Origin of the sequence: Bradyrhizobium pachyrhizi (assembly GCF_029714545.1) — a bacterium.
Classification (GTDB): Bacteria; Pseudomonadota; Alphaproteobacteria; order Rhizobiales; family Xanthobacteraceae; genus Bradyrhizobium; species Bradyrhizobium pachyrhizi.
In genome coordinates, this window is the sequence record NZ_CP121667.1 from 2,142,036 (window position 1) to 2,154,278 (window position 12,243).

Below are 12,243 nucleotides of genomic sequence, written 5' to 3' on the forward strand. Positions count from 1 at the left end.
GCCCTGTTCATGACAGCTTCGCCGATTTCGAATCCGTCTAATTCCGCGCCGTATATCGAGATCGATGCCGTATCAAAATCCTACGATGGGGGGCGGAGTGTTGCTGTTTCCAACGTATCGCTCGACGTACAGCAGGGTTCACTGGTCGCGCTCGTGGGCGGCTCGGGATCCGGCAAGACCACGCTATTGAAGACCATCAATCGACTGGTCGATCCTGACGTTGGAGAAGTCAGGATCGACGGAGTGCCTGTAAGCGAAGCCGAACCGCCGATGCTGCGGCGGAGCATCGGCTACGTCTTTCAGGGGATCGGTTTGTTTCCGCACATGCGAGTTGCCGACAACATTGCCGTAACGCTCAAATTGCGTGGCTGGCAGGCGAGCGAGATCGAAGCGCGGGTGGCCGAGATGCTGGATATGGTGGACTTGCCGCAGGATTACGCCAGCCGCTTTCCGCACATGCTGTCCGGAGGTCAGCGCCAACGGGTCGGCGTCGCGCGTGCAATCGCCGCCCGACCGCGCATTGTTCTGATGGATGAGCCGCTGGGTGCACTCGATCCTGTCACCCGCGACAGCCTGGGTTCTTCCTACCGCGAGCTGCACGACCGGTTCGGCATGACGACGCTGATGGTGACCCATGACATCCAGGAAGCTGCGTTGATGGCTGATCGAATCGTCGTCATGAAGAACGGCCGCGTACTTGCGGACGATACGCCGCACACTTTGATGATGGGCTCTGGTTCTGACGATCCGGACGTGACCGCCTTGATGGAAGTGCCGCGACGTCAAGCGGAGCGCATCGCCGCGCTTGCGACTCAGAACGGACCTGCCCGTGCCTGATGCCGGCGCTGAGCTGCTTTCCAGTGCCCGATTAGACGCCTTGTTCGACGCCTGGCGCCTGCTTCCCACCTATCTCACACCGCATATTGTACTTTGCGCCACGGCGCTTGCGCTTGGACTACTCGTCAGCCTGCCGCTGGCTGCCCTCGCGGCGGAACGACCATGGCTACGCAGGCTGGTGCTTGCGATCGCGAGCTTGATCCAGACCATACCGGGACTTGCGTTGCTCGCACTGTTCTATCCGTTGCTCCTTGCGCTCTCGACATTGACGGCACGGCTCTTCGGCTTCGGCATCCCCGCGCTGGGATTCCTGCCGACGCTGATTGCATTGACGCTCTATGCGATGCTTCCGATTTTGCGCAACAGTGTGGTTGGCTTGAATGGCGTCAGTCCTGCTATCGTCGAAGCGGCAGAAGGCGTTGGTATGACGCCTCAGCAGATTCTGACACGCGTCAAGGCGCCGCTCGCCACGCCCGTCATCATGGCCGGGGTGCGGACTGCAGCTGTATGGACGATTGGAGCAGCCACGCTTTCCACGCCCGTCGGCCAAACCAGCCTTGGCAATTACATCTTTACGGGGTTGCAAACCGAGAACTGGGTTTCCGTGCTGTTCGGCTGCATCGCCGCGGCCGGGCTTGCTCTGATCACCGACTTCTGTCTCGGTCTCGTGGAGACAGGGGCGTCTGAACGCAGCAGGAAGCGTGTGGTGTTCGGTATCGCCGGACTTGCCCTCGGCACGCTCGCCGGTTTCACGCCGCTGCTCTCGAACGAAGCAGAAACCTATGTCATCGGCGCGAAGAGCTTCTCCGAACAGTTCATTCTGGCGAACCTGATGGGTGACCGGCTGAAGGCTGAAGGAGTCGGCGTAACGCGCAAGGATGGGCTCGGTTCGGCTATCGCCTTTCGCGCGCTGGCTCACAATGACATTGATGCTTACGTCGATTACTCCGGCACGCTCTGGCGCAACGTTATTGGTCGCACCGATATGCCGTCGCGCGAGGAGATGCAGGCGGAGATCGTCCGCTGGATGAAAGCGGAGCAGGGCGTCACGGTGCTTGGCGCGCTTGGTTTCGAAAACGCCTACGTTCTCGCGATGAAACGGGAGAGAGCGCAGGCACTAAACGTCACCTCGATTGCCGATCTTGCTCGTGTTGCACCTCAACTCACCATCGGCGATGACCTTGAGTTCCTGGGGCGACCGGAATGGCGCTCGCTCAGGAATGCCTATGGTCTGTCGTTCAGAACGCGACGCTCGTTCAATCCGACGATCATGTATCATGCTCTCGAGGCCGGCGAGGCCGATGTCATCTCCGCGTTCTCGAGCGACGGGCGTATCGCGGCGCTTGATCTTCTCGTGCTGGCTGACCCGAAGCACGCGATACCTTCCTATGATGCGCTGATCCTCATCGCGCCGAAGCGCGCCGCCGATGCGCGGCTGAAGCGAGCACTTGCTCCGCTTGTCGGCTCGGTTCCCGTTGAGGCTATGCGCGCCGCTAACCTCTTAGTCGACGGTGATACGGACAAGGCGTCTCCGGAAGAGGCAGCGCGAGCCTTGGCAAAGGCCGTGCATTTGCAGTCACGATAAATACGAGAACACGATCAGGAGCGTTCTCGTTCGAGGCTCGACCATCGCCGATGAGTCGCGCTCGAGGTCCCGAACGAAATTGCGCGTCTTGCAATGAGCGATCAGTTCGGCAGCGTGGTCGGGCGCCGTTGGCAATGCTTTTGCGGTGACGCGAAGCTCCGGTCCAAGCTGGGGGCATTCGGATTCATAATGACGCCACGAATCGTTGTCACGAACGTACAACCGTATTTGGGGATGACAATGCGGGCAAAAAGAGTGGAAAGGGCGGTTGGTTCCAACCAATCGCTACTCGAGCTGCTCCAGGCAGAACTTGCAGCCCTCAATTCGCAAATCGAAGCGATCGAAAAGACACGGGCAGAAGCGCAATCGATCGACGAGTTGAGAGAGTGTGCGATCCGCGCTTGTCGACGGATCGACGAGATTCGTTCCGTCGTTGCCGCCGAACAGTCGGACGACGAGCCCAAGAGCGCGACTCCTGAACCTCCGTCTACGGTTGCTCGTTGAAGCATGTTCGAGGCGCGCTGGTTTAAGTATCGCCGGCCGCGTAGTCGCTCCTGGAATGGCTCTGCAGTGACTTCGTCCGAACCCCGGGTTCCTGGGCGGTAGACGCGATCAAGGCGCTCGCCAAACGGGGGGCGGCGATGCTCCGCTCGCTCGTCTGCGGCGGGCGGCGGTCGTCCTGAAAACGACGACGAATCTCGGCCCGCGCCCATGCGCTTGGGTACCACCCTAACCAAAATCGTCCGTTAGATCCCAACAGCCGCGCGTGTCGCAATCAGCCAACTTCCGGGTGTAGCGCGATCAGCAAGATCGCCACCGCGACCAGTGCGAGCCAGCATTCAGCGGCGATGATGGCCCATTCGGTGCCTGTTCGAGTTTTCATTGGCGCCACCCTTTTTCGACGGCTCCGACGTGAGTCTGAGGGGCTTCAACGTCGAAGCCGTCTTCGCCAGTGCTTCGGACTATCCGAGTTTGATGCGCTGCGGGGCTCGGCTGATCCGAGCGATGATCAGATCACACTCGGCCTTGGATAGAAGTGCACTTTGTGCCAACACAACCAGTTCCGCTGCCCGTCCTATCGTGCGGCACCCAACTGTGTTGCTGCGAGTGCATTCCAAGCCAGGCCGAAGCTCAGTCCGATGGACGACACTTGATCCGTGTTAAGCGCAAGCCTGATTTCCCATCCGCGTCCATGCTGGCGTGAAATCAAAACCTCGGACGACCCAAATCCGCGCACGTCGCGTTTCCATTCGCGCAGCATTAGAATCAATTCCTTCTCTTCCGCGCTCACTTCTATTCTCGACATCGCCATCACCGCGCATCAAGCCACCCCAACCGGCAAAGCTATTGAGCACCGCAACGCCGCGTCAACACGCGCGCGTGCATATCCGACAACGGCACTGCATGGCTGTGGCCCATCTCGCAAGCTCCGCTGACACAAGCGACGGCCCCGACGTGCTGTCTGAGGGCCGCGCCGGAGCCGTCTTTGCCAGTATTTCGGATTGGCCGAGCCGATGCGCGTGCTCGGTCGATCCGATGCACGCAATGAGATCACAACCGCCTCGTGATGGGATGTGCAGTCCGTGCCAACAGCACCGGTTCCATGGTCACGATTGCATCATAATCAATCAACAACCAAAACGCCCACGCGTGTTGCTGTTCCATCGAATGCGTTTCACTTTGGATTTTCCTCGGCGGTGGTGGGCGACTCATGATCCAGCACTGGACTCGCAAAGTGTGTCGGCTAGCACTCGCCGGGGAACGGAGGCCATGATGAAACGCTGCGACCGCAAGCGCTCCGACATGACGCCGTGCGTGATTACCGACGGCGCGGATGCCTATAGCTTCGAGAGCGATCAGGACACTCACCCGATCTGCGTTGGCTGCGGTCGCAGCCCGCAAGTTACAGGCGTGGCGCCACCCGCCGATTGGGCTGAGCAGGTTGCCGACTATCTGAAGGCCGTGCAGATCAGGCATCGGCGCTGAAGCCTCGCGGCGCGCGGCGCCCATGCGGCAAATCCGACCGGCCTGCCCAAATCAACCAGCCTGGCCGAACCGCTCGCAACGGGCCTCCTGTTCGCGCTCCATCAGCCCGATGAGCGTTAGCTGCCATCGTCCTCTGGAGGTCAGTTCCATGACGCATTGATCGTCGTGCGTCATGTCGTCACTGATCGGTCCGTTGAGGATGCTCGGAGTAGTGCGCGGTCGCCTCGTATTGGCCCTCACGGCGTTGCGTCAGTCGACCGCGCTGGAGGCTTCCAATCTGGGAGGAACCACCGCTCCAACGAAAAAGCTCCGGGCCTTTGTCTGGGCCCGGAGCTTTCATGTCGCTTGGAGTTAAGCGAGCGATCAGTACCTAGCGACGGCCGGGCCGCCCAGGTTGAACCTGTAGTTCAAGCCCGCCTTGATGGTGTGCTGGTCGTTGCGGAAGCTGCCGATAAAGCCGAGAGAATCGGACACGTTGACGGTGCCGAAGTCATAGTACTGGTATTCGAGCTTGCCCGACCAGTTCTGGGTAAACATGTATTCGAGACCGGCACCGACGGTGTAGCCGTCACGGCCGCCGTCGCCGCCGAAGCCGTTTGAGAAGCGCGTGTCAGCCCAGGCATAGCCGCCCTTGACGTAAAGCAGCGCCGGACCCCAGGTGTAGCCGAGGCGGCCGGTTACCGAACCGAGGCCGCGATTAGCGAAGCTCGAACTGGTATCCAGAAAACTGTAGTTGGCTTCAAGACCCATCACCCAGTTCGGCGCGAACTGGTAATCATAGCCAGCCTGCACGCCGCCCATGAACACACCGTCGTTGCCACCGCCGAAGCCGGGGGCGAGGACGTTGTCGTTGCCACCGAACGCACCACCGACGTGACCACCGATGTAGAACCCGGTCCAGTTGTAGATCGGGGTCGGAGCAACATAGGGCGGAGCCTTGGTGTAGGGCTGAGGCGCGAGATCAGCCGCGGAAGCGGGCGCGACCGCGCCGAGCGCGATCATGCTGGCGGTGACAAGCAGAATTTTCTTCATCTTTTTCATTCCAACTTTCTTGTACTAGCCCGGCCCCAAGTTCATCGCCTATCAGACACGTGCGGAATTGCTGTAACCTGGCTGCAACAGGCGGCGCCAAACGCGGGCCGCTCACGGCAAGGACAAGGAACGCTTGGCGTTAGGCGAGCTCGGAACTTTCGTGACGCGGGTTATGCATTGCAGATCACATTCCAGCGCAACGCGCCGGTGGATAGATGGTTGTGTTCGCATGGAACTGGGGCGAGCCCGAAGACGAATGAGAGCGAAGCGCGGGCCTGCAGTGCTTGTCGAGCCAAAAGGGAGACTCACTGTCGGGCTTCTGTCCCGCAGCGGAACGAAGTGGGAGGCCCGACGCATACCAGCCCCGCGTCGCAGTCTTTTTGCGTGCACGCAACACCCGCCCGATATCTCTGGCGGATTGATCCAGCGATAATGCAGGGCAGCGTCCCGATGATGGGAGTCCCGAACCGGGCTGCGTCAATTACCGGAGAGGATGTAGCGTCAGACTCGGCCGATGAGCCACGAGCTAAGGCCAAGGGGGCGATGACGACTCCAACTATTGGGGCAAACGCCACATAATGGCGACAGGTCATCGATTGGGGCGCTACGTAAGCCTTCTCGTTCGCTGGACGGCGCCGTTCTCGTGAAACCGGCGTGCTGTGCGTTCCGCCGGAGTAAAGTGCCCGTAATGCGGCCACACTCTCTGCGCCTGCAACGCGAACTCGGCTTCGTCGCTCGCGCTGAACTAGGAGCGCTTTTCGAGCCGCGGCCGCGGCCCTTCGGTGATGCGGAACCGGGACAGCACGTCGGTGCGAATGGCGCCGCGGAGGATCTTGCCGATCCCATTGCGCGGCAATTCGTCGAGGGCAATCAGCAGGCGCGGGCGCTTGTAGTCGGTCATGGTCGGCACCACGCGATTGATACGCTCCTCCCAGCCTGGCGCAGGATTTTCCACCGCCGCCAGAATGACCTCGCCCCAATAGTCCGAGGGAATGCCGACCACCGCGACTTCCGATGGCTGCAGCGCCGGCGCAAGCAATCGTTCGACCTCTTCCGGCGCTACTTTGTAGCCGCCCGACTTGATGACGTCGGCGCTACGGCCGGTGAGGTGCAGCCGGCCGCATGCATCGAGATAGCCGAGATCGCCGGTTTCGTGGAATTCATTCGGTGCGAGCGCGCTAAAACCATCGGTGGTGAGATACCCGGTCATCAGGTGTTGTGCACGGATCAGAACCTCGCCGTCGCCGCCCGCCGCGGCCGGCCGGCCGTCCTCGCCGCGGATGACGACCTCAACACCAGGAGCGGGCCAGCCGACGCAGGCGTCCTCGCCTCCGGATGCATACCAGGACTCGGTCTCCTCGGCTTCGAGCACCGTGATCGGATTGAATACCTCGCTCTTGCCATAGGTGACCCGCACCACCGGGCCGAACATCTCCCTGACGCGCACATAGAGCGTGGGCTTCAGCACCGCCGTGCCGCAGAAGATCGTGCGCAGCGACGAGAACTGGCACGTGCCCGCGGCGGCCACGATCTTTGCCAGCACGGTCGGCGGCGCAAACATCGCATCGCATGCGCCGCGTGCGAGGATATCAAGTACGCGCGGCGGGTCGACGCCGTCGAGCAGTGTCACGGCCGCACCCGACGACAGATAGGCATGCGTCATCAACGAGGAGCCGTGCGAGAATGGTGTCATCAGCAGGACATTGCTGCCGGTACCCGGCCGGAACGGCAGGTTCGCCCGCAGCAATATGTTGGCCGTCCAGCGGCCGATCTGGGTGTGAACCGCGCCTTTCGGGCGACCGGTGGTACCAGAGGTGAAGACGATACGCGCCGGCGCGTCGCCGTCGACCTGCGGGAAGGCGGCCGGATCCAACGCGGTCCGTTCGATGCTTTCGACCTCGATGATGTTCGGACCGCCGGCAGTCCTTTCGGTCGCGATGGCCGCGCCGGTGATCAACAGGCGAACGTTGGAGACCGCGAGGCAGTAAGCGCGTTCGTCGCTGCTCAGCGCAGGGTTGATCGGGACTTCGACGGCGCCCGCCAGCATGACGCCGAAAGTGGCCGCAACGGCGTCGGCGCTGTTGCGGAACAAGGTAGCCACGGCATCTGTCGGGCCGACCCCGGCCTGGATCAGGGCATCCGCAACGCCGGCGGCTTTGGCGAACAACTCCGCATAGGACGTTGTGCCGGCGGCGTCGACGACGGCCGGCCTGTTGCCGTAGCGGAGCGCGAGCGCGGAGAATTCGCCGGCCCAATGGATCGATTTCGATGACATGCTCGAGCTCTCCGTCGAGACGATCCGCGTTGCTAGCCCGCGCCGTAGACCAGATTGGGCAGCCAAAGCGAAAGCTGTGGGACATAGGTGATGATCGCAAGGCACAGCAGCAGCAGGCCGAGGAACGGCAGAACGCCGCGCACCACTTCGGTGACCGGCGCCGTCGAAATCGTGGCCAGCACGTAGAGGTTCAGTCCGACCGGGGGATGAACCAGTGCGATCTCCATGTTGTGGGTGAAGACGATCGCGAAATGGACGGGATCGATTCCGAGCGGTTTCAGCGCAGGCGCAAGGATCGGCATCACCACCAGCAGCGTGGCGGCGACCTCGAGAAAGCATCCGAGCACGAGCAGCAGCACGTTGATCGCGAGCAGGAATTGCCAGGGATGAAGCTGGTTGTCGAGCGTGAACTTCACCAGCGAGGCCGGGATGCCCGAGTCCGTCATCCAGTGGCCGAACGCCAAAGCGGTCGCGACGATGATCATGATCGTCGCGGCGCTCTTGATTGCCTCGGCGATCACCTCGAGCGTCTGGCTGACATTAAAGCCGCGATAGAAGAACAGGCCGACGAGAAGAGCCACCGTGGCCGAGACCGCGGCTGCTTCGGTGACCGTCATCAGGCCGCCGTAGATTCCGACCATCACGATGAAAGGTACGCAAAGCGCGGGCAGGGCATTGAGGCTCATCCGCACCAGTTCGGTGCGTGGCACGGCCGGCTCGCGCGGCAGCTCGTATTTGTGCGAGTAGTAGAACACCCAGCCGAAGAACATCGCTGCCTGCAGCAGCCCGGGCATGATGCCGGCCAGGAACAGGCGCGGCACGGACTGCTCTGCGATCAGCCCGTAAAGAATCAGCGACAGGCTGGGTGGAATCACGATGCCGATCGTGCCGGAAGCGCCGACCACGCCAAGCGCAAAATGACGCGGATAGCCGCGCTCGATCATCGCCGGCACCAGAATGGTGCCCATGGCGAGCGCAGTCGCGACCGAGGAGCCGCAGATCGCGGCAAACAGGGTACATGACACCACCGTCACGAGACCGAGCGCGCCCCGCAATCGTCCGAACCAGGCGATCGCGACATCGACCAGTGCCTTGGCGACGCCGCCGCGCCGCATGAATGCGGCAGCCATCACGAACAACGGCAAGGCCATCAGTGTGCTGGAATTCATTTCATCGGCGATCTTCTGCGCGATCGCCACCAGAGGCTGGTCGCTGAAGCCGAACAGGACCGCCGCGCAGAGACCCAACACCAGAAAGATCGGCATTCCCGCGCAGAGCAGCCCGAAGAACATCAGCAGGAAAAGCATCGTCCACATCGTGTCGGTCTCGTTGTTGCTGGACCTGAAGCGTCCCGATGCGGGACCACGACGGTCAGTTTGCCGATGGCAGATCGGTCATCAAGACGGCTGACGTCGCCGCCGATCGCTCAGTGATCGTGAACGGCGATGACCATGGTGGCGGGATCGAAGCGGAAGACGAGCAAATATAGCTTGATGACGTAGCGCAACAGCATCAGCACGGCGCCGGTCAGGATGGCCGAGTAGTAGATCCACATCGGGAATTCGAGGCCCGTGATGCTGCGCTCGTCGAGGCTGCGGGCGACGTCGGAAACCTGGAAGCCGCAATAGGCCAGGCCGCCACAAAACAAGATCGCGACACAGCAGTTGAATGCCTCGACCCATCTTTGCCCTTGCGGCGGCAACAGTCGCAGGACGACGTCGGGCCTGACATGCCCATCGGTCCGGACCAACTGGCTCGACGCCAGAAACACCGCCCAGACCGTCAGATAGACCACTACCTCCTCGCCATTGATGAAAGCGAAATTCTTGTTCACGTAACGGCCGATGACCTGAGCGGTCCCGACCGTCAGCGCGGCGGCACCAAGAACTCCTATCAACAGGAGTTCAAGCCTGTTCCAGATCTTCATCATGGGTGGCAATCAATGGCCGACGGTCGTTACATCCGCCTGCACCTGCTGCAGCAAGGCGGGCGAAATCCGCAACTCCTTCGCGATGCCGTCCTGCAAAGGCAGCATCTTGGCGCGGACCTCAGCGAGCGCGCTCTCGGACGGCGAAACGAACACGATGCCGTTCTTTTCCAGCGTATGGCGCGCCTCGGTCTGAGCCTCTTCCATGCTCTTGCGGTAGGCCTCGATGTTCTCCTGCCAGAGGTCGACGACCAGCTTCTGGAGATCCGGCGGCAGCTTCTTGTAGAAGCTCTCGCTGATCATCGGCACGTAGAACCCGACGAATTCGCGATCCGCAAAGCCATACTTCACGCCGGATTCCCAGAGCTTTGCGCTGGCAAGGCTTTCATCGGTCGAGCTCAGCCCGTCGAACGTGCCTTGCGACAGCGCCAGCGGAACGTCCGGCCAGGCTGTGACGTTCGGTGTTGCATTGAAGAACTTGGCCCGCGCCGATTGTCCGGCACCGCCGGAGTTGCGGATCTTCATGCCGGCCTGATCGGCGAAGTCGCGGATCGGCTTGTTGGTGCTGTAGGTGTTTTGATATCCGAGCTGCAGCCAGGGGCCGAGCAATTTGACATCGAGCTTGCTCTCGAATTGCTTGTTGATGATCTCGCCGATCTTGCCGTCGGCAGCAGCATAGACCACCGGATAGGGCTGCCCGAAAAATGCCGGCAGCTGGAAGACGTCTGCATCGGGGACGAAGCCGGTCAGCACCCAGGTGCCGGGGATCGCCATCTCGACGGCGCCCTGACGCAGCGCCTTCACCACGTCGCGGTCGCGAAACAACTGGCCGCTGTGGAACAGCTCGGTCGTGATCCGGCCGCCGGATTTTTCCTGCAGCTTCTTCAGGTAGTCGGCGGCAGACAATGTCCGTCCGTGTGTCGCCGAGGTGTCCACCGAAGCCCGCAGCTTGAACTGAGGTTCGGCTGCTAGCGCTCCCTGGCTGCACTGAATCGCAAGCACGGCAAGCACGGCCGTCACGGCGCCCCGCATCATCGAGTTTCTCCCCTTGGCCGTCGTCTTCTGTGCGCGACGGGTCACGGAAGCTAACGGCCGGGCCAGGTTGATTCAAGTGGAACGTTTCATTGTGCGGGTGTGTCAGTAGCGGCGCGTCGTTGGGAGTTCTGATGGATCGTTCGATCGATAGCGTAAGATACTGTTATTATTTGCATTTATTGCATGTTCGGAACGATGACTCATCTCAAGCATAGCTGATCTGCTCTATTTTTCATGAAACGTTTCATTGACAAGGCAGCCTCCGCGCGCCTAGCGTCCCGGCGCCGAGCGATACGCGCGGCCCCGGAGCGGAACGCTTCGGGTTTCCACGCAACAAGTGGACGGCGCATGAGCCGCAACAAATTACGGGGGGAGTGATGAGCACTACGCGGAGAAATCTGCTGTTGTCCGGCATCGCCGTCGGCGCTGCGCTGGCCAGTTCGAATGTCTCGGTGATGGCGGCGGGACAGGAATTGACGCTCGGCGTCGTCGGCGTTCTGTCGGGTCCCGCTGCGCAATGGGGCCTCGCGCTGCGCGGCGCGGTCGAACTCGTCGCTGCCGAGGCCAACCGGGACGGCCTGATCAAGGTCGACGGGGCGCCATGCAAGGTCAACGTCGTCGCCATCGACAGCAAGTACACGGCCGAAGGCGCTGCCGCTGCAGCCAACACGCTGGCAGGGCAGGGCGTCAAATTCATCATCGGCCCGATCGGCTCGCCCGAGCTCACCGGCGTGAAGCCGATCGCCAAGCGCAATTCGATGCTGGTGATGGGCAACGGCTACGCCAAGGATGCACTATCGCCGCAGTTGCCGCTGGTCTTTCACATGGGGCCGGGTCCTTCGGGCTGGGCCGAGCCGATCATCAAGATCGCCAAGCAGAAGTTCGGCATGAAGAGCGTGGTGCTGGTCGCGCCGAACGACCAGGGCGGCACGGATATCGCGAGCGTCGACGCCGACGCATACAAGAGAACCGGCATCACCGCTTCTGAAGAATATTATCAGCGTGGCACCACCAATTTCGCGCCGATCGTGACCCGGATCGTGAACGCGAAGCCTGATGCCGTCGATCTCGCTTCATCGCCACCTGGCGACGCCGGCATCATCGTGAAGCAATTGCGTCAGGCTGGCTTTGAGGGACCGATCGGACGTCTCGGCGGTCCGGGATACACCGAAATCTCCCGCGTCGCCGGTGGCGATGAGGTGCTGAAGGACTTCTATTGGTACGAGCCGGTTCTCATTGACGAGAAAGTGCAATTGATCGCCGACGAGTACAAGAAGCTGCTCGGCGCCGAGCGGCCGGAAAACAATCTGTTCTTTCAGTGGGTCTCCGCCGCCCGCATGGTAACCAAAGCCATCGCCAAGGCCGGTACCATCTCGGACACGGCCAAGGTTGCCGAGGCCCTGCGATCGTTGCCGGTTGAGGATCCCAATATCGGTCCCGGTCACTGGATCGGGCAGGATTTCTTCGGCATCAACCAGGAACTGTCGTTCCCGTTCGGCGTCGGGCTAGTGGAAAAAGGCAAGCTGCAACCGACCATCAGGGTCGAAGCGGCCGGCGGCAAGTAGC

Annotated in this window: 11 protein-coding genes; 5 read left to right on the forward strand and 6 right to left on the reverse strand. The window is 61.6% G+C overall.

What is annotated here, in order from left to right:
• Positions 1 to 9 precede the first annotated feature (9 nt).
• The 3 genes from QA639_RS09850 to QA639_RS09860 all read left to right on the forward strand — a co-directional run bounded on the left by QA639_RS09850 (position 10) and on the right by QA639_RS09860 (position 2,926).
• Entirely contained in the window at positions 10 to 837 is an 828-nt protein-coding gene (locus tag QA639_RS09850; protein ID WP_050387523.1) for an ATP-binding cassette domain-containing protein, read from the forward strand.
• A gap of 40 nt (positions 838 to 877) precedes the next feature.
• Entirely contained in the window at positions 878 to 2,422 is a 1,545-nt protein-coding gene (locus QA639_RS09855) for an ABC transporter permease/substrate-binding protein (RefSeq protein ID WP_157340850.1), read from the forward strand.
• Between the two features lie 93 nt (positions 2,423 to 2,515).
• Positions 2,516 to 2,926 carry a hypothetical protein gene (locus QA639_RS09860; protein WP_157340750.1) on the forward strand — a complete coding sequence of 137 codons (411 nt, stop codon included), beginning with the start codon at positions 2,516 to 2,518 and terminating at the stop codon, positions 2,924 to 2,926.
• Between the two features lie 571 nt (positions 2,927 to 3,497).
• Here QA639_RS09860 and QA639_RS09865 read toward each other — a convergent pair.
• Complete coding sequence (locus QA639_RS09865; protein WP_283089675.1) at positions 3,498 to 3,713, reverse strand: hypothetical protein; 216 nt, start codon at positions 3,711 to 3,713, stop codon at positions 3,498 to 3,500.
• Positions 3,714 to 4,192: 479 nt separating this feature from the next.
• Here QA639_RS09865 and QA639_RS09870 point away from each other — a divergent pair, with 479 nt between their 5' ends.
• The gene (locus tag QA639_RS09870) at positions 4,193 to 4,408 is read left to right on the forward strand and encodes a hypothetical protein (protein ID WP_050387521.1); all 216 of its coding nucleotides are present in this window, start codon (positions 4,193 to 4,195) and stop codon (positions 4,406 to 4,408) included.
• A 363-nt stretch (positions 4,409 to 4,771) separates the two neighbouring features.
• Here the strand turns inward: QA639_RS09870 and QA639_RS09875 are convergent, their stop codons facing one another.
• The 5 genes from QA639_RS09875 to dctP form a co-directional block, all read right to left on the reverse strand.
• Positions 4,772 to 5,440: an outer membrane protein gene (locus tag QA639_RS09875; RefSeq protein WP_028333430.1), complete on the reverse strand. Its 669-nt coding sequence runs from the start codon at positions 5,438 to 5,440 to the stop codon at positions 4,772 to 4,774.
• Positions 5,441 to 6,185: 745 nt separating this feature from the next.
• Complete coding sequence (locus tag QA639_RS09880) at positions 6,186 to 7,715, reverse strand: class I adenylate-forming enzyme family protein (RefSeq protein ID WP_063779994.1); 1,530 nt, start codon at positions 7,713 to 7,715, stop codon at positions 6,186 to 6,188.
• Positions 7,716 to 7,747: 32 nt separating this feature from the next.
• Entirely contained in the window at positions 7,748 to 9,031 is a 1,284-nt protein-coding gene (locus tag QA639_RS09885; RefSeq protein WP_283089676.1) for a TRAP transporter large permease, read from the reverse strand.
• A 110-nt stretch (positions 9,032 to 9,141) separates the two neighbouring features.
• Positions 9,142 to 9,645 (reverse strand): TRAP transporter small permease, encoded by a 504-nt coding sequence (locus QA639_RS09890; RefSeq protein ID WP_028333427.1) that lies wholly within the window; start codon positions 9,643 to 9,645, stop codon positions 9,142 to 9,144.
• Between the two features lie 9 nt (positions 9,646 to 9,654).
• Positions 9,655 to 10,677, reverse strand: coding sequence for a TRAP transporter substrate-binding protein DctP (gene dctP / locus QA639_RS09895; protein ID WP_028333426.1), 1,023 nt, complete (start codon positions 10,675 to 10,677; stop codon positions 9,655 to 9,657).
• 377 nt (positions 10,678 to 11,054) lie between these two features.
• On the opposite strand from dctP, the gene QA639_RS09900 reads away from it, so the two are divergent.
• Positions 11,055 to 12,242, forward strand: coding sequence for an ABC transporter substrate-binding protein (locus tag QA639_RS09900; RefSeq protein ID WP_283089677.1), 1,188 nt, complete (start codon positions 11,055 to 11,057; stop codon positions 12,240 to 12,242).
• Position 12,243: the final 1 nt, after the last annotated feature.